Here is a 16,043-nt window from a genome sequence, read left to right as displayed (position 1 = left end):
TCGTGTACACGGCGTTCTGTGTCGACGTGTTCTCCCGCCGGATCCTCGGGTGGCAGGTGATGACATCCAAGACCACCGTGTTGGTCACCGGAGTGCTCGAGCAGGCGTTGTTCACCCGCAGGAGAGCCGACATCCGTTTCACCTCAACGGGTTTGGTGCATCACAGCGATGCGGGGAGCCAGGGCGGATTCAATCGGTCGTCGCAACACCTGGCTGTTGCAGTGAGCGTAGCTGCTCGGCGAAGACCTCGGCCGGGGTTCGCCAGTCGTGGATCTTGCGTGGCCGGTTGTTGATCGCCAGGGCGACGGCTTCGAGGTCCTCGGCGGACCACCTGGACAGATCGGTGCCCTTCGGGAAGTACTGGCGCAGCAGGCCGTTCGTGTTCTCGTTCGTCGGTCGTTGCCAGGGCGAGTGCGGGTCGGCGAAGAACACTCTCGTGCCGGTATCGAGGGCGAACTGGGCATGACCGGAGAGTTCCTTCCCGCGGTCCCAGGTGAGGGTCTTGCGGAGCTGCTCGGGGAGGGTGGTCATCGATGTCGTCAGCGCGGCGTTCATCGCGACGGCGCCGTAGCCGCCGAGGGAAGGACCGTTCTTCACGGGTGGCTTGTCGCCCCAGCCCTCCAGCCGAGGCAGGTGCACGAGAATCGTGGATCGGCTGCTGCGCTCGACGAGCGTGCCGATTGCGGACCGGCCGGTCCCGATGATCAGGTCCCCCTCCCAGTGCCCCGGGACGGCGCGATCGGCGGCTTCGGCGGGGCGTTCGCTGAGCACGACGTCCTCGGTGACATGCCCTTGCGGCTTGTTCTGCGACCGCGCTCGGGGAACCCGCAGCGCCCGCCCGGTGCGCAGGCACGCGACCAACTCCCGTTTGAGCGCGCCACGGCCCTCGATGAACAACGATTGGTAGATCGCCTCGTGGCTGATGCGCATGGACTCATCATCAGGGAAGTCGATCCTGAGCCGGTGCGAGATCTGTTCCGGGCTCCACGCCGTCGCCCATGGCCTGTCCTGCCGATGCGGCTTGTTCAGCCCCTTCCACGCGGGCGTCTCAGGCCCACGGACGATCGTGCCGTCGGGTCGGCGGACGCTGCCGGAGAGCCGCTCCTGCACGTACTTTCGCAACCCGTCGTTGCCCACGAGCTTCGCCGTCTTCGGGCGCTTCGCGGCCTGTTGCGCTTTCCACTGCGCCACCAGGGCCCGGTAGACCGGCTTGCCGCCCCGGGTCGCCGCGTTGCGGCGCAGTTCGCGTGAGATCGTTCCCGGGTCACGTCCGATCCTGCGGGCGATGTCGCGCACGCCAACATCCTGGGCGCGTAACAGTGCGATCTCCTCACGCTCGGCGAACGACAGGTAGCGGCCCGTGGGCTCGTCCAGGCTGATCGGCGGCATGCCGCCAGCGTGACGGAACCAACGGCACCCGACCGGCCATGACACGCCGACGGCCTCCGCGGCCTCGACCGTCGTCACTCCCGATGCGATCCGCCGCCAGAAGTCCCGCTGCACCGCGCGAGAGGGCTCCGGCCGGCCCGGTGACCGCATCGGAGGTCGCAATGCCCTGTCCGCCGCCCACTGCCGCCTGGCACCCACCGGCGCCGCAGGCATCTGCTTGTTGCCCCATCCCATCGCACACCTCCGTGATCGAGGTGTTGCATCGACCGGTTGAGCCCGCCCAGTATACGTCGCTGGCGTTCACCGAGGCATTGATCGCTTCGGGGATCGCCGGGTCGATCGGCAGCGTCGGGGACGCCCTCGACAACGGGTTGATGGAATCGACGATCGGTCTCTACAAAACCGAATTGATCGACCGTGCCGCGTCGTGGAGCGGTCGGGCCGAGGTGGAGAGGGAAACCGCCGAGTGGGTGCGGTGGTTCAATGCGGACCGGTTGCACTCGTCGATCGACTATCTCTCGCCGATCTGGTACGAGACCCGCTATCGTGAACAGCGTCCCCCGGCTGCCTCAACCCCCGAGGTGGCCTGAACCGGAGTCTCCACTCGATCCAGGGCGATTCAGTCCACTGCCTAGTTCGGCTGTGCTGGTGATGCTTCCAGGCGCTGCTTGAGCGTGGCCAGGTTGCGTGGCATCTCCTTGCGGGCCTGTGGGCGCACGGCGAGGGGCACGAGAAGCTTTCCGATCCCGTGGCCTTCGAAGTCGACCGCGATTGTCACCTGTGAGCGGTGTGCGGAGTCGAGCGGATCGACCGTCACATCTACGACCGCCCGGATCGGGCCGTCGACCCCGTGCACACCCCACGTTCGGGGTGGGTCGATGTGCGTGAGTTCGGCGGTCACCGAACGTTCGGCGAACCCGATGCGGCGGGTGGTGCGGCATTTCTCGCCGACCTGCGGGGTCCCATCACCGTCCATGTGGCCGCCGACGACACCCGTCTGCCACTCGACAAAGCGGGTCGGGTCGGTGACGTAGGCGAACACCTGCGCCGGTGGGCGGTCGACGTCGATTCTGGTCGTGATCGGCGCCATCAGGACTGCTCCTTCTCAACGACATCGATGTAGCGCTGCAGGTAGAGCGGCCACCCGGCGTCGTGTCCGACACCGTCGCGGACCGCTTCCCAACCCTCGCCGTGACGCTGCAGGTTGCGGTGCTCGAGCTCGACCCGGGTGCGATCGTCGGATTCGGCGATGAACCGGACCTCCACCTCGCTGGTCTTGTCCGGGTCGGTCTCGATCTGCCAGTGCCCGTTGATGTCCCAGCTGAACACCACCCGGTTCGGCGGCTCATAGGCCAGCACCCGCGCCCACCGGGATTGCGTGCCGTCCACACCGCGGTCGTAGATGTGGCCGCCCACCCTCGGTTCGAACACGGTCTCGGCGATCGGGACCGCCAGGATGTTGTGCTCACGCGGCTTGATGGCATCGAATCGCTCGACGAACAGCGCGAACGCGCGCTCGAGCCCTGCGTTCACCACGATCTGCTGCTGCACCGGTTCGGCGTGTGTCTGTGTCATGACCTCTCCTGCGGGTTGTTCGACCGCGTCCTTGTAGGCGGTCAGGGCCTGCGCCCAGAACCGGTCGAGCTGCGTGCGCAGCACGCTGATCCCGGCCGGGTCGAGGTGATAGATGCGGCGGGTGCCGACGGCCCGGTCGCTAACCAGCCCGGCGTCCTTGAGCACCTTCAGGTGTTGCGAAACCGCCGGTCGGCTGATCGGCAGCTCGCGGGCGAGTTCACCGACCGCGCACGGACCCTCGGCCAGACGCTCGAGGATCGTGCGCCTCATGCGATCGGCGAGCGCACCCCATTCGTCTCCAGCTTGGTAAGTATCTACGAACGGTAAGTCTTCGCTTACGGAGCATAGTTGTCAAGAGATGTCCCCAACCCCCACCCCTCCGGAAATCGCCCTTCTGCTGGACTGACGCCGCGCCGGCCCGGCCATCACCACAGCGCCACAGCGGGGCCCACAGCCCGCAGCCTCAGAAGAAGCCCAACAACACGCTTACTATGACGCCCAGCGAAATTTGCAGCCCTTTCCCGGGTGGTCACCTCCTGGTCGAGCACCGGAGACCGGGCCTGTGACGCGAAATGCGCGCCGACGTAGGCGTCGTCGCCTAGATACGACGGGCGGCCGTAGCACCGGTTCAGCGCCGCGACCGCCGCAGCGTCCGAGTCCGTCGCAAGGGTGGTCGGCAGCCGCAATGTCATACCCCGCACCCTCACCCCCAGGTGCTGGCGCCCGGGAACCGAGCCGAAATGGTCGCTACGCGCCGGGCCCGGAATCAGGGGCGGTGGCGGCCGCGGCGCGGCCCGTCGGCTGTCTCCGGCAGAAGCATGCGCGCCTTCTCCGCCAGGTCCGGCAGGCCGAGCGCATCGAGCCACTCACCGTAGGCCCGCGCCGGGGCGGCCAGAGCAAGTTCCTCCTCCACCAGCACCACCGGGCTGGTGGGGTACGCGACGCGGGCCACGATCTTGCCGAGCGGCGGCGTGGTTGCTGCGCCGGTTATGGCATCTCCCCCATTGTCTGAGCTGACTGACGTGGTGTGGACAGTATCGCGTTGCGGGCGTGACCCTTCGGCCGTCACGGGGACGTGTCATCTGCCAGTTCAATTGTAGGAATTCGCGGTGACCGATGCGCACACCTGAAGGCGAGTGCACCACCACTGGCTTCTTCGACGGCATTAACCGCTGGAGGACTGCGAACCCGCCGCTCGGCCCCCGGAGTTCGCGCCGCGGCGCGTCTGCAGCTCGGCCACTTCAGGCGCCCGCACCAGGCTCGCTGGTGGGAGGCTCTGGCACTGACAATGCTCCCAGCCGCAGTATTCGCGGCGGCACTCGTCACCGGCGCGCTCGATGACGTCCTCATGGTCCTGCTCATGGCGATCGCACTCATGCTGGTCGGGATATTCGTGTACGCCGTCTACGGTCTGGCACTGGCGACTCGATCCCGCGCCTACCCCGTCACCCGGTGGCGGCACCGGTTTCGGGTGATGTGGCTGACGAACCCCGCCAGCACAGTCGGGGCGGCGCTCACCGTCTACGTCCGCCGGGGCGGCGCAGTGACCTTCCACAACCACTTCCGATGGCCCGCAATCACACCCCAGCGGCCGCCGGCCGGCCGCCGGCTACGGCTCGAACTACTGACCATTGCCGCCGAGGCCGGCCAACTCGTCATTACCTTCACGACAGATGAACGCATCGCCACCACGTACAACAGGGACGGGTGGCGGGCACCCACCCCCGCCGAACGTCACGAGTACACGATCCCGACAACCACGAAACAAAACTGCGAGCTCACGCGCTGGGATCTGCTGTTCGATCCCCACGACGAAAAATGCGCAGCCACCCTCACAGCTGCACGAGCCGAACTCGCTACCTGAGAGACGGCAGCTGTCGGTGGCTATGCGCCGCGGCGGGCGCGGGCGCCCTCAACCACGAACCGCTGAAGCACCCAGGTACCGCCCACACGGGTGGCCGGCAGCACCTTGCCCTTGATGGCCTTCAGCACGCCCTGCCGGGTCATCCCCAGCCCGTCGGCGGCCTACTGCACCGACACCAGCGGCGGGAGGTCCATCGCGTCGGTGAGGCGGTCGAAATCGGCGGAGGTCAGCACCCGCAGCGACCGCAACGACCACGGGTAGGTCCCCAGAACTGCCAGGGCCGTCGAGGTGGCCTGCCGCACCGATTCGGCGGGGATGGTGAACACGACCTCGGCGTGGCCGAGTTCCGAGCGCGCGGCCCCGCCGCTGTACTCCGCGATCGGGCCGAGCAGCGCGTCGACGTTCTCCTCGCCGAACGTCGCGTCCAGCTCGGCGACGAGGTTGTACGACGCCGTCATCGGCCAGTCGGAGCCGCACCCCCTCACGTCGCGCTGGAGCGGACCGCGGGGTCCGGGTCCGGGGCCTGGCGTTTCCCGTCACCCGCCGCCACCGCGGGCGAACTGGTAGACAGACCAGGTGTGGTGGAACGCTCAGATCAGGAGGCCCCGATGCCGCGACCATCATCGTGGGTGAGTACGACGGCGTCCACCCTCGGTGAGGAGCTGGCACGCATCGGTTTGACCGTCCCCACCGACCGACTCGAAGACCTGCTCACCGAACGAGTCGCCGCCGTGGCAGAGCAGATGCGCATCACCGAACGCACCGCCCGCCGGTACTTCGACCACGACACCCTGCGCACCCTCGCCCGTGAACTGGCCCTGAGCATCAAAGACGAGGCACCCGGCGCCGACCTGCTGACACTGCCCCGCACCATCGCCATGCCCCTGCCCACCCTCGGTGCGACAATCGCCGCCCTCGTCGAAGTCGCCGCCCTCACCGGCGCCGACAAGGATCCCCACGAGCCGGCACCGGCGATGGCACTGATCTCCACGCTCGGCGTCCTGATCCGAGACCACGACGGCGACCTCCCCACCGTCCGGGTGCCGCAGCCGCTCGTCGCGCGCGCGGTCCGGCTCATCGAGAACACCGCCGCCCTCGTACACCACGGCTGCCCACTGCCACCGGATGTCGCCGAGGACGTCCGACCCCACCTGCAGAAGGCACTGCGCGACGACGCCGCCCGGCTCCGGGCACTGATCCCCGACACCGGCCGACGGTCCAGCTCGGGTCTCTGGGCGGTCCCCGACGACCCACCATGACCACCGTGGCAGTCTCGGGGTGCATTCGTGTCGCAGAAACGATCACATGGGAGACGAGTCGAGCCACCGCACAACTAGGCAATCGACAGACTACGGAGATCGACGCAAGCACAGAGAGCGGCGTTTACTGGTGCTTGGCTTACGACCCCATGGAGTCGGGCGTTCCCCTCGACGTCGGGTTTGTCCGTGGCGGTCACATCGGTCCCGCGGCCACCGAGAAGTGGAAGTTCCCCGCACCCACGGACCGCTCGAGGGTCCGAATGACAGCAGCCGGATTGTCGTAGGGCCCGTTGAGGTAGAACGGCTGACCGTCCCTCCCGAACTCGATCCGCCCCGGCCCGTCCCACTCACCCAGGAACGCGGCGGCATCACCATCGAACGCGTCCGCAGGCTCGAAACCGAGCCCACGCGCATACGCCGCCGCCCCCAGGATCAGTTCACGGCCGAGTTCGATCGGAATCTCCACCGCAGGACGGTCGAACGCCGCGTAGTACCTGCGGACGGCGGTGGGGATCCTGCCCGCGTCCATGGTTTCGGGGTCACGGGTGTTCTTCACCCCCAGGCAGTGCACGTCGGCCAGGTAGCCCCGCAGCGTCGCCCGACCACGCCGTCCCTCTCGTGCCACCAACACCTGCGCGAAGCCTTCGGCCTCACCGGCGGGAGCATCCAGTTCCGCCCACTCCGGATGACCCTCGAGGCCCAGCCCGACACTCCAGCCACAATTGACCCAGCACCCCAGCACCCGCCCCAATCCTCGGGACGCGTCGGCCTCGGCAGCGATTCGTCGCACCAACGGCGCCACCACCGACGGCCGCACGCCCAGAGCACGCGCGATCACCTTCGGCGGGACACCCCGCTCCCAACGCCGCCGCACCTGCTCGACCAACTCCACATCGTCCATGGCATCCCATTCTGCTTCACCGATCGGGAAGCTTCCGCGTCTGCAACTATCCGCTCGTGCCGCTGATTGAACGATCACCGCACCCCACCGAGCAGCCAGGACCACACCCCCGCATCACGCACGCAGGCCACGGCAGCATCTCCACCATGCCGCTGATACCGCCGTGCCGGTTCCCGGCGGTCCAGGTCCTGCCTGCTCCCGTAGTCCCGATCATGACCGGATCGGGGCCGGATCAGGAACCGGACGGGCACGCCGCTGGGGGCGTGCCGGGGCCCACGCCCGCCAGAACGGCCTTGAGCGCCTCCGCCTCGTCGGGACCAGGATCGCCCGCGCCGCACCGACGAACTCTGCGATCGAGACCACGTCCGTGACCAATCGAGCGGCAGTCGACAGAGACGCCTCGCTGTCGTGCATTACCTTGCTGCGGAAGAGCTCTCGACTTCAGCTCATGAACCAGAAGCAGCAACGCATCGGAAACCACCAGCTCGAAGCGATCCGCCTGCTCACCTTATGCCGAGGTAGTGATTATCCCGAGCCCACGCCGTCCCGGACACGATCTGCGCAGCTCGGACAGCATCGCCAGGGATGAGGCACTCGACATAATTCGCCGGTCGGTTCGATGCTTTTCTTCGCCGAAGCGTCCGCTTCGGCGAAGGAGGTAATCGAGATGACTATGCCGAAGCGAGTGCGGGTGAACGGCCCGCTGGAACCGTACGCGGATGGTTTCCGTTCGGAGATGCAGCGACGTGGGTATGCGCCCTGGTCGGTGGTATTCGCCCTACAAGCGATGGCGGGTTTGAGTCGGTGGTTGGTAGCTCGCGGATTGGACATGGCCGGATTGACGGCTGACGAGCTGGACCTGTTCGTGCGGCAATGGCGCACGAGCGGCCCGAGGCGGCGGCGGGCGCCGAGGGGGCTGCCGGTGCTGGTGAGCTATCTGCGTGTGCAGCACGCGATTCCCGACCTGGTGCCACCACCTTCCGAGGATCGGGTCGACGTCCTCCTGGACGAGTACGCAACGTTCCTGACCGACGAGCGTGGCCTCGCCGAAGGAACCGTCCGGTACTACCGGAGCACCGCGAAACGGTTCCTGATCTCGGTACCAGCGAGTACGTACGATGCCGCGCTCCCGCAGGTGACGGCATCGGCGATCCGGTCCTTCGTGATCGCCGTGTCCGCCCGGCGCAGCACCGGATCGGTGAAGAACACGGTGACCGCATTACGGGCACTGCTGCGGTTCCTCCACGTGCGCGGCTATCTGGACGATCCGTTGGCCGACGCGGTACCCGCCGTCGCGGGCTGGCGGCATCGGCCGCTGCCACCGATCGTCGGTGCCGGCGACGTCGCGCGGTTGCTGGGCAGCTGTGATCGTCGCACTGCCACCGGCCGTCGCGACCACGCGATACTGCTGCTGTTGACACGGCTGGGGTTGCGGACCGGCGAGGTCGCAGCGCTCACCGTTGATGACGTCGATTGGCGGACGGGTGAAATCCAGCTGCGCGGCAAAGGGAATCGCTACGAGCGGCTACCGCTGCCAAATGATGTGGGGCAGGCTATCGCGGACTACTGCCGCCGAGGCCGTCGCCGCGACGGCGACCGCGGCCTGTTCCTACACGCAAGGGCCCCTTACCGTGCGCTGTCGTCGAGCGCCGTGGGGCACATAGTGACCCGCGCGTGTGAGCGGGCCGGTCTGCCCCGTGTCGGGGCGCACCGTCTGCGACACGCAGCCGCCGACGCGCTACGTCGAGCCGGTGCTCCCTTGTTCGAGATCGGGCAGGTCCTTCGCCATGCCTCCCCGGTTACCACCGCAGGCTACGGCTCGATCAGCGCCGCCGAACTGTCCGCCGTGATCATGCCCTGGTCAGGAGGTGCGTGATGACCACGATCCGCTCCGCGATCGACGAGTACCTCACACTCCGTCGGGCCCTGGGGTTCAAGTTGGCCAAGCATGATCGGCTGCTGAACGATTTCGCCGACCATCTCGACAGCATCGGCGCCTCCACGATCACCATCGAGGTTGCAGTGGAATGGGCGACCAGACCGGCCGCCGCGCAACCGGTTCAGTGGAGCGCGCGGCTGTGCGCGGTACGGGGATTCGCCCGATACCTGCATGCCGTCGACCCTGCCGTCGAGGTCCCACCCGCCGATCTGCTGCCGCATCGTCACCGCCGACCCACCCCGTATCTGTTCACGCCCCCGGACATCGCGGCCCTACTCGCGGCCACCGACGTGATCCGGTCGCCGCTACGCGCCACGACCTACCACGCACTGTTCGGGCTGCTCGCCGCCACCGGCATCCGGGTGGGAGAAGCGATCCGCCTCGACGACGCCGACCTCGACCTCGACCTCGGACTACTCACCGTTCACGACACCAAAGTCGGCAAGTCCCGGCGGCTCCCATTGCACGCCACAACAATCGTTGCACTCGACGAATATCGCCACGAGCGGGACCGGCTGGCGCCGCGACCGAAATCGGAGAGCTTGTTCGTCTCCACGGCCGGAACGCGGCTCATCTACCACAACGTCAACACCACATTCCGAACCCTAGTGACCACCGCCGGGATCGGCGCGCCGGCCCGACCACGGATCCACGGCCTGAGGCATTCGTTCGCGGTCGCGACCCTCCTGCGCTGGTACCGCGACGGCGGCGGCGTGCAGGCCCGGCTACCGTTGTTGTCGGCCTACCTCGGCCACAGCCACCCAAGTTCCACGTACTGGTACCTCCAAGCCGCGCCCGAGTTGCTGGCGTTGGCCGCCGAGCGCCTGGACCAACCCCGGGAGGTGCTGTGATGAGCGCACTCGCCCCACTCGTCGAAGCGTTCTTCACCGAACGACTGCTCACCCAACTGCACGCCAGCCCCTGCACCGTCGCCGCCTATCGGGACACGCTGCGGCTGCTGCTCGGCTTCGTTCACGAGCGCACCGGAAAACCGCCTGCCCAGCTCGACATCGACGACCTCGACGCCGAGCTGGTCAGCAAGTTCCTGACGCATCTGGAACAGCAGCGGCACAACAGTATCCGTACTCGTAACGCCCGCCTGGCCGCCATTCGGTCGCTGTTCCGGTACGCGGCGCTGCGGCACCCCGAACATGCCGGACTGATCGCGCGGGTGCTCGCCATACCAGCCAAACGCCACGAGCGCGGCATCGTCGCCTTCCTCACCCCGACCGAAACCGACGCCGTCCTCGCCGCACCCGACAGGTCGACCTGGTACGGACGACGTGACCACGCCCTGCTCACCTTCACCATGCAGACCGGGCTCCGGGTCGGCGAACTCGTCGCGCTCACCGGCGCCGACATGCGGCTCGGCACCGGCGCCTATGTGCAGGTGCAAGGCAAAGGCCGCAAGAGGCGGACCACCCCGCTCACCCCGCAGACGATCGCGGTACTACGGGCCTGGCTGCGCGAATACGCCGGCGAACCCGACGACCCGCTATTCCCGACCCGGCGCGGCCGCCACCTCAGCATCGACGCGGTCGAATGGCTCGTCGCCAAACACGCCACTACTGCCGCAGAGTCCTGTAAATCGTTGCGTAGCAAAAATATCACGCCCCACACATTGCGGCACACCGCGGCGATGCGGCTGCTCCAAGGCGGTGTGGACACCTCGGTGATCGCGTTGTACCTCGGCCACGAGAGCCCCCGGTCGACGCAGCCTTACTTGCACGCCGACCTCGCACTCAAACAACAAGCCCTCGACCGAACCACCCCACCGAACACCAAACCCGGACGATACCGACCACCCGACAAGCTGCTCGCCTTCCTCGAAGACCTGTAATTATGTCGAGTGCCTCATCTCTGGCGATGCCGTCCGAGCTGCGCAGATCGTGTCCGGGACGGCGTGGGCTCGGGATAATCACTACCTCGGCATAAGGTCAGCTATTCCGAATTCTTATCTGGGGTAATGAGCGTGAGTTTGCGTGTTTACGCAGGTAGATCGTTTGCGTACGCGTCTGCAAGAGGAGCGTCAGGGTGCCTTGGTGTCGTGGGGGGCTCGCTGGGCGCCGAGGCGGCGACGTAGTTCGAGATTCTCGCCGTGTGCGGCCTCGAGCGCTTGTGTGAGCGCGCTGATCTCGTCACGGTGACGCCGTTTGAGTTCGGTGAGCTGGGCGGTGAGGGTGCGGACGACGCTGCTCGGAGTTCCGTCTCGGGTCGGGGCCGCTGCTGCCGGTGGCGGAGTGTTCTGATGTTGGGACCGAAATTGTTGGACGCGTTGGCGGATCGGTCCACCAGGTCGTAGACGGACTCCGGTCGCCACGGCGCGAACCGCGGTTCCCGGTCGAGGTTGACGAACACGCAGGTGCCGTCGAAGTCGTCGGTCGCCAGGTCGGCGCCGACCTCGCACAACCGCCAGACGTACTCGCCGTAGAGGCGGTCCAGCTCGTCGGAGACATACACCCGCCGGTAGCCGCTCTTGGCCCGCACCCCGTGCGGGTGGTCTCGGGCGGCGACCTCGACGTACGGGGTGTCACCGCACCCGGTGTGCCAATCGCGATGCTGCAACCCGAGCGCCTCACCCAGCCGAACGCCCGTCTCCGCCAACAACATCCACAGCAGCCGGTTGCGCACCGACCCACGCCACTCCCGCGTGTCGGGATCCCAACTCGCGCACGCCTCACAGATCCACTCGATCTGCCCGGGCGTCAAGATCGGTGGCGCCGCCCGGCCCGGGCGGCGCACCCGGATCACCGCCTGGCGACGACCCTTGCGCCGCGCGACGTGCTCGAGCAGCGGCTTATACCGGCCGCCGCCGCGATGGGTGATCCGATGCAGGTCCCGGCCGACGTCCACGCCGTTGAGCACGTGATAGTCGTAGCAGGACAGCACCGCACCCAGCCGCGCGGAGATCGTCGACTCGGCGAATCGGGCACCACGGCGCTCGATCGACACCACCCCCGGCTCGTCCCCGACGCGCAACCACGTCAGAAACGCACCGAAGTTCTCCAACGTCACCGCATCCCAGACCAGCCCGAACAGCTCCAGGAACTGCCACCACAACGCCAACGCCCGCGCATAGGACTTCACCGTATTCGGCGACACCTGCTGGGCCCGAAGATATTCCAGATACTCCTCCGCCGGGACCACCGGGCGATGATCCGAGCCGAGCACCGTCCAGGTGTGGCCCCCGCCCTCGGGCAGAACCAGCCGCTGCACCCGACAACACGCCCCGACCGTTCCTGTGATCGTCGTCACACCCCGCAGCGTAACCACCCCGGATAGAACGTCCGCGACAGACACGCCGACCGTCGCACAGAACTCTCACCATTCGTTGCGGACGGTGGTCACGGAACCCCAGATAGGAATTCGGAATAGCTGACCAACCACGAGATGGACTCTTCGTTCCCCGTTCGCGGTCGTGCTGGTCGGCCAACCTACCCTGCGGCACCGCCTCCGCCTCGGTGTGCTCGCCGCGCTGGACCAGCGCATCGCCGTGCGCTACACGTTCGCCCGGATGAGCGCAGCCGACACCGCCGACTACATCCGTCACCACTGTCGCATCGCCGGCCGCGACGACACCCTGTTCTCCAACGACCTGTTCTCCAACCACGCGATCGGGCTCATCCGTGGGCGCCTCACGCGGACACCCGCGCGCGGTGAACATCCTCGCATTGCACGCGCTTACCGCCGCCTTCGCCGCCGACCACGCCATCGTCGACGAGAAGGCCGCCCGCATCGCCATCAGCGAGATCGCCGCGGACTGAACCCGACCCCCATCAACCCGACCACCACCGCGTCAACCTGACGACCACCCCGTCACCACGCCCACCACGGCCCCGCTCACCGCCCCCGAGCGGGGCCGTTCTCGCACCGCATCGTCGTCAACCTCAATGACGCCGTCGTCGTCACCTTCAACGACGCGCAACACCTTCGGGCCTCCACCTCACACAACAGCATATATTCGTACTGATATAACCTGGGGAGGTGGACCGAGGTGACGAGAAACCGATCCGATAGGTGGGTAGCGCACTCGACGACCTGCGCGATCTGCCCGCCGCCGCACAGGACGATCTCGGCTACCAACTCGGCCGGGCCCAACAGGGGCTCGATCCGGACGACTGGAAACCGATGAAGGATGTCGGGCCCGGATGCCGCGAGATCCGGGTCCGCACTCCGGACGGCGCCTTCCGAACGTTCTACGTCGCCCAGTTCGGCGAGGCGATCTACGTGCTGCACTGCTTCCACAAAAAGACACAGAAGACCTCGAACGCAGACATCGACCTCGGCCGACGCCGCTACAAGGCAGCCCAGGCGTACGCACAGGAGAGATCATGACCGACAAAGACATCACCGAAACCACCTCCGTGTGGGAGGCGATCAGTGACACCCCCGGCGAGGCCTACAACCGGCAGTTGCGCGCCGACCTGATGACCGCGATACGCGCACAGATCGACCGTTTCGGCTGGTCCCAGGCCGTGGCCGCCGACAACCTCGGCGTCACCCAACCGCGGATCTCGGACCTGCACCGCGGCAAACTGAGCAAGTTCTCCCTCGACGCCCTGGTCAACCTCGGCAGCAAGGTCGGCGTCCACCTCGACGTCCACATCGACACCGACCGCACCCTCACCGGCCACTGACCACGGCACGCCGCCAGGACCACTCGGTCCGTGAGGCTCGGACACGACCGACGATCACCTTCGCAAAGTCGCGGAGACCGGCGGTGCTGCCGGTGAGGATAACGATGAGGACGGCGGTGACCAGGCAGGCCGTCACGAAGAAGACGAAGCAGGCGGCAATCACCAAGGCGATCGAGACGAGAATTTCGGGTTGGGCCATGTGAACCCCTTTCTGTTGGCGGACACGCGACGACAGCGACCGTTGTGGTGCTGCCCAATGAGTGATCTCCAACAGAGGGACAGGCCCTCACCCCACCGCAGGTGGGATACCCAAATCATCGCTTGGACCTGGCACTTCCGTCAATAGCCTCGGACCCCGACGACCACGACCACGGTGGCAGGGTTCGCGGCGACCTCCTACGTCCAGGCTTGGTCCGGTGGGGCTTCGTCCCGATCAGCCACGGCCGTCGTCGAATTTCTCGGGGCCGGCGAGCTGGTTCCGGGCGCGACCGAGTGCCACGTCCTTGTCAGCGTCGTAGGTGAACACGCGGTCCTTCTCGCGACCAGCGATGGCCTTGGACGCACACAGGTCGACGGGATCGAGACGAAAAGCCCGTCCGCCCGTATTCCGATCCGTCCTCGACCTTCACTGCGACCAACCGGTTGTCCCACTGCCTCGGCAGCACCACTACGTCCTTGTGGATCCCCTCGACGTACACGCCGAAAGACTCATGAAACGGTGAGCCTTCACCAAACCGTCCGTTGAGGATGAGGATCTTCTCCACCACTGCCGGCGACGCCGGAGCATCGATGCCGCTCCGCGGAAACACATCGACCTCACGCGACAAAGTCGCGTACTCCGGCAACACTCGTTCGTCGTAGGTCCCGAGAATCGACTGGGAGCCGAAGACAATCACCTGAACCTCGTCGAAGTTCGCGCAGGCTGCCTTGATGACCTGCTCGAGCTCCTCGCGGTTCACTTCAGGACGACGTCACGCAGATCATCGAGGACCTTCATTCGTTCATCCTCGGTCAGCAGTACGTGCAGCGGGGACAGGTTGCGCATCTCGTTCCCGGTCTCGTCGTCCGACTCGACGATCCGACGAAGGGTCTCGACGTCGTTGTCCTCGACGATTCGTTCCCACCGATCCAGGAAGTCGGTGAAGTACGGGCTGCGACTGACATGCTCGCGGACACTCTGGAGACTGCGGCGTACGCGGACGGTGTCGAGGGGCAGATGCTCGCGCTCGACCTTGTTCAGGATGGCGGTCTGCATGAGCTTCTGTCGGGTGACCTTCATGTTGACGACGGTCATCTCTCGCTCCCTCATTGCTCAGGCCAACTACCGCTGCGGTCGGTGCCACAGTGTAGGGGTCCGGCCACCGTTTACGCAGGTCACCCCACGCTCACGCAGCGACGACCCGACCCCCATCCGCCCAAACGAACACGGGCTCACAGCACCATCCGCGCTACCGCGATCACCCCCGATAGCGTCACCTGTCGGACGAGGGCAGCCACTCCCCAACCGCTCCGAAATTCCCAGAGAAAAAGTGCGGACTCGGACATAAATGCCCGACACTCCCCGAGAGCGTCCACCTTCGACGGCCGCGGTCCGGTGGCCCTGGGCGAGCCACCCGCGTTGCCCGGTGACTCGGCGATGGTGATCACCGAGCATGCACATCCAACCCACCACTCGTACGCTCACAAAACACCGGGGCCTCCTCACACTTGCCGGAAAGGCCGAGCGCATAAACGACGCTCGGTAACCCATGAGGTTGCGTGAGCGAGGTCCCGACCAGCAACTACTCCAGTCTGCGAGTAGTCACCACATACGGTCTAAGCATGGGCGGTCATCCGATTGATGACCGGTTGGACACTTCCGATAGAAATGCGGTGTCGAGTTGGGGCCATGCCGACGGGTTGCGCTCTTTGTCCGTCAGTAGGTTCCTTGCGAGTGCGGGCATCTGTGGTCCGCCTTCAATGAGAAACTGTTTGAGCCCAAGTTCGGCGGATTTGCTCACCGCAGGTGCAACGACTTCCTTGGCTGAATCGACTCGCCCCGCCGCGAAAAGGCAGGAAGCGAGCAGCATTTGGGCTTGGAGATGCGCTCTATGCCGTTCGTGCGGGATTCGCTGCGCGTGTGCCGTCGCGCGGGTACACGCGAGAGCCACCTGTTGCGGGGATCCGTCGTGAAGCAGTAGACGTATCGAGGAGTCTTCTCGAAGTTCCTCGGTGATCACGACGATGCCATCGTGTTGCGGGGTGTGCTCGAGAGATTCGGCATCGGCGGATTCGCTGCGGGTTCGCACGGCGAAACTGCCGGAGGCATCGACAAGGCCACACCGAATTCGTTCGTTCTCGATCCGCGCTGCAAGGCGCGGGAGTGAAAGCGTCGCGGAAATTCCGGCTCCCTCGTCGAGGCGTCGTGCGGCGGCGTCGATGTCGCCGCGTAGCGCCTTTATCCGTGCCCCGGTTCCGTAGGTGATCAGCATGATGTCCA

The 16,043-nt window shown here is 66.5% G+C and carries 18 protein-coding genes and 4 pseudogenes; 10 read left to right on the top strand and 12 right to left on the bottom strand.

Annotation, left to right across the window (positions count from 1 at the left end; translation table 11 throughout):
- The coding region (locus tag HGB39_RS39390; protein WP_247607616.1) for a DDE-type integrase/transposase/recombinase at positions 1-293 on the top strand (293 nt) is incomplete at its 5' end.
- Here the strand turns inward: HGB39_RS39390 and HGB39_RS37075 are convergent.
- Complete coding sequence (locus tag HGB39_RS37075) at positions 190-1,602, bottom strand: IS30 family transposase (protein WP_376744854.1); 1,413 nt, start codon at positions 1,600-1,602, stop codon at positions 190-192. The genes HGB39_RS39390 and HGB39_RS37075 overlap by 104 nt on opposite strands.
- Before the next feature lie 65 nt (positions 1,603-1,667).
- Between HGB39_RS37075 and HGB39_RS37070 the strand changes: the two are divergent.
- A pseudogene (locus tag HGB39_RS37070) lies at positions 1,668-1,979 on the top strand (integrase core domain-containing protein); the annotation flags it as partial.
- Between the two features lie 41 nt (positions 1,980-2,020).
- Here the strand turns inward: HGB39_RS37070 and HGB39_RS37065 are convergent.
- From HGB39_RS37065 to HGB39_RS37055, 4 genes and pseudogenes are all read right to left on the bottom strand, one after another.
- Positions 2,021-2,479: an SRPBCC family protein gene (locus HGB39_RS37065; RefSeq protein ID WP_064080869.1), complete on the bottom strand. Its 459-nt coding sequence runs from the start codon at positions 2,477-2,479 to the stop codon at positions 2,021-2,023.
- The gene (locus HGB39_RS38300; RefSeq protein WP_064080872.1) at positions 2,479-2,964 is read right to left on the bottom strand and encodes an SRPBCC family protein; all 486 of its coding nucleotides are present in this window, start codon (positions 2,962-2,964) and stop codon (positions 2,479-2,481) included. The genes HGB39_RS37065 and HGB39_RS38300 overlap by 1 nt, the downstream gene beginning before the upstream one ends.
- A gap of 18 nt (positions 2,965-2,982) precedes the next feature.
- Positions 2,983-3,282: pseudogene (locus HGB39_RS38295) on the bottom strand (ArsR/SmtB family transcription factor); the annotation flags it as partial.
- Between the two features lie 448 nt (positions 3,283-3,730).
- Complete coding sequence (locus HGB39_RS37055) at positions 3,731-4,033, bottom strand: hypothetical protein (protein ID WP_247607615.1); 303 nt, start codon at positions 4,031-4,033, stop codon at positions 3,731-3,733.
- 219 nt (positions 4,034-4,252) lie between these two features.
- On the opposite strand from HGB39_RS37055, the gene HGB39_RS37050 reads away from it, so the two are divergent.
- Positions 4,253-4,828, top strand: coding sequence for a hypothetical protein (locus HGB39_RS37050; protein WP_064080868.1), 576 nt, complete (start codon positions 4,253-4,255; stop codon positions 4,826-4,828).
- A gap of 161 nt (positions 4,829-4,989) precedes the next feature.
- Here HGB39_RS37050 and HGB39_RS37045 read toward each other — a convergent pair whose 3' ends face one another.
- Positions 4,990-5,286, bottom strand: coding sequence for a hypothetical protein (locus HGB39_RS37045; RefSeq protein ID WP_247607614.1), 297 nt, complete (start codon positions 5,284-5,286; stop codon positions 4,990-4,992).
- 150 nt (positions 5,287-5,436) lie between these two features.
- Here HGB39_RS37045 and HGB39_RS37040 point away from each other — a divergent pair, with 150 nt between their 5' ends.
- On the top strand, positions 5,437-6,087 hold the full coding sequence (locus HGB39_RS37040) for a hypothetical protein (RefSeq protein ID WP_210753224.1): 651 nt from the start codon (positions 5,437-5,439) through the stop codon (positions 6,085-6,087).
- 193 nt (positions 6,088-6,280) lie between these two features.
- Here the strand turns inward: HGB39_RS37040 and HGB39_RS37035 are convergent, their stop codons facing one another.
- Entirely contained in the window at positions 6,281-6,988 is a 708-nt protein-coding gene (locus HGB39_RS37035; protein ID WP_064080866.1) for a hypothetical protein, read from the bottom strand.
- A gap of 829 nt (positions 6,989-7,817) precedes the next feature.
- Between HGB39_RS37035 and HGB39_RS37030 the strand changes: the two genes are divergently transcribed.
- The 3 genes from HGB39_RS37030 to HGB39_RS37020 are packed head-to-tail and all read left to right on the top strand — an operon-like array spanning position 7,818 to position 10,767.
- Positions 7,818-8,864 carry a tyrosine-type recombinase/integrase gene (locus HGB39_RS37030; protein WP_162276258.1) on the top strand — a complete coding sequence of 349 codons (1,047 nt, stop codon included), beginning with the start codon at positions 7,818-7,820 and terminating at the stop codon, positions 8,862-8,864.
- Positions 8,864-9,778: a tyrosine-type recombinase/integrase gene (locus HGB39_RS37025; RefSeq protein ID WP_064080865.1), complete on the top strand. Its 915-nt coding sequence runs from the start codon at positions 8,864-8,866 to the stop codon at positions 9,776-9,778. Before HGB39_RS37030 ends, HGB39_RS37025 begins: the two co-directional genes overlap by 1 nt.
- Entirely contained in the window at positions 9,778-10,767 is a 990-nt protein-coding gene (locus tag HGB39_RS37020; protein WP_064080864.1) for a tyrosine-type recombinase/integrase, read from the top strand. The genes HGB39_RS37025 and HGB39_RS37020 overlap by 1 nt, the downstream gene beginning before the upstream one ends.
- A 146-nt stretch (positions 10,768-10,913) precedes the next feature.
- Here HGB39_RS37020 and HGB39_RS37015 read toward each other — a convergent pair whose 3' ends face one another.
- The gene (locus HGB39_RS37015; RefSeq protein WP_248949991.1) at positions 10,914-12,182 is read right to left on the bottom strand and encodes a site-specific integrase; all 1,269 of its coding nucleotides are present in this window, start codon (positions 12,180-12,182) and stop codon (positions 10,914-10,916) included.
- 120 nt (positions 12,183-12,302) lie between these two features.
- Between HGB39_RS37015 and HGB39_RS39385 the strand changes: the two are divergent.
- From HGB39_RS39385 to HGB39_RS37000, 3 genes and pseudogenes are all read left to right on the top strand, one after another.
- Positions 12,303-12,691 (top strand): annotated as a pseudogene (locus tag HGB39_RS39385) (ExeA family protein); the annotation flags it as partial.
- Positions 12,692-12,944: 253 nt separating this feature from the next.
- Positions 12,945-13,262 carry a type II toxin-antitoxin system RelE/ParE family toxin gene (locus HGB39_RS37005; protein ID WP_064080863.1) on the top strand — a complete coding sequence of 106 codons (318 nt, stop codon included), beginning with the start codon at positions 12,945-12,947 and terminating at the stop codon, positions 13,260-13,262.
- A complete protein-coding gene (locus tag HGB39_RS37000) occupies positions 13,259-13,564 on the top strand; it encodes a helix-turn-helix domain-containing protein (protein WP_061043273.1) in 306 nt (101 codons plus the stop codon). The genes HGB39_RS37005 and HGB39_RS37000 overlap by 4 nt, the downstream gene beginning before the upstream one ends.
- Here HGB39_RS37000 and HGB39_RS36995 read toward each other — a convergent pair.
- The 4 genes and pseudogenes from HGB39_RS36995 to HGB39_RS36980 all read right to left on the bottom strand — a co-directional run.
- A complete protein-coding gene (locus HGB39_RS36995) occupies positions 13,551-13,763 on the bottom strand; it encodes a hypothetical protein (RefSeq protein ID WP_064080862.1) in 213 nt (70 codons plus the stop codon). The two genes, HGB39_RS37000 and HGB39_RS36995, sit on opposite strands and share 14 nt — an antisense overlap.
- 307 nt (positions 13,764-14,070) lie before the next feature.
- Positions 14,071-14,523: a hypothetical protein gene (locus HGB39_RS36990; RefSeq protein WP_247607613.1), complete on the bottom strand. Its 453-nt coding sequence runs from the start codon at positions 14,521-14,523 to the stop codon at positions 14,071-14,073.
- Complete coding sequence (locus HGB39_RS36985; protein WP_064080861.1) at positions 14,520-14,858, bottom strand: hypothetical protein; 339 nt, start codon at positions 14,856-14,858, stop codon at positions 14,520-14,522. Before HGB39_RS36985 ends, HGB39_RS36990 begins: the two co-directional genes overlap by 4 nt.
- A 535-nt stretch (positions 14,859-15,393) precedes the next feature.
- Positions 15,394-16,043, bottom strand: a pseudogene (locus tag HGB39_RS36980) (serine/threonine-protein kinase); the annotation flags it as partial.

Source organism: Rhodococcus opacus, from assembly GCF_012396235.1.
Lineage (GTDB): Bacteria > Actinomycetota > Actinomycetes > Mycobacteriales > Mycobacteriaceae > Rhodococcus_F > Rhodococcus_F opacus.
This window is presented reverse-complemented; position numbering and strand designations above follow the sequence as displayed.

Coding starts and splice junctions, on each gene's coding strand:
- HGB39_RS37025 (WP_064080865.1), top strand. CDS start 8,864: ATGACCACGATCCGCTCCGCGATCGACGAGTACCTCACACTCCGTCGG.
- HGB39_RS37000 (WP_061043273.1), top strand. CDS start 13,259: ATGACCGACAAAGACATCACCGAAACCACCTCCGTGTGGGAGGCGATC.
- HGB39_RS38300 (WP_064080872.1), bottom strand. CDS start 2,964: ATGACACAGACACACGCCGAACCGGTGCAGCAGCAGATCGTGGTGAAC.
- HGB39_RS37065 (WP_064080869.1), bottom strand. CDS start 2,479: ATGGCGCCGATCACGACCAGAATCGACGTCGACCGCCCACCGGCGCAG.
- HGB39_RS37035 (WP_064080866.1), bottom strand. CDS start 6,988: ATGGACGATGTGGAGTTGGTCGAGCAGGTGCGGCGGCGTTGGGAGCGG.
- HGB39_RS36995 (WP_064080862.1), bottom strand. CDS start 13,763: ATGGCCCAACCCGAAATTCTCGTCTCGATCGCCTTGGTGATTGCCGCC.
- HGB39_RS37075 (WP_376744854.1), bottom strand. CDS start 1,602: ATGCCTGCGGCGCCGGTGGGTGCCAGGCGGCAGTGGGCGGCGGACAGG.
- HGB39_RS37040 (WP_210753224.1), top strand. CDS start 5,437: ATGCCGCGACCATCATCGTGGGTGAGTACGACGGCGTCCACCCTCGGT.
- HGB39_RS37045 (WP_247607614.1), bottom strand. CDS start 5,286: ATGACGGCGTCGTACAACCTCGTCGCCGAGCTGGACGCGACGTTCGGC.
- HGB39_RS36985 (WP_064080861.1), bottom strand. CDS start 14,858: ATGACCGTCGTCAACATGAAGGTCACCCGACAGAAGCTCATGCAGACC.
- HGB39_RS37050 (WP_064080868.1), top strand. CDS start 4,253: ATGCTCCCAGCCGCAGTATTCGCGGCGGCACTCGTCACCGGCGCGCTC.
- HGB39_RS37020 (WP_064080864.1), top strand. CDS start 9,778: ATGAGCGCACTCGCCCCACTCGTCGAAGCGTTCTTCACCGAACGACTG.
- HGB39_RS37030 (WP_162276258.1), top strand. CDS start 7,818: ATGGCCGGATTGACGGCTGACGAGCTGGACCTGTTCGTGCGGCAATGG.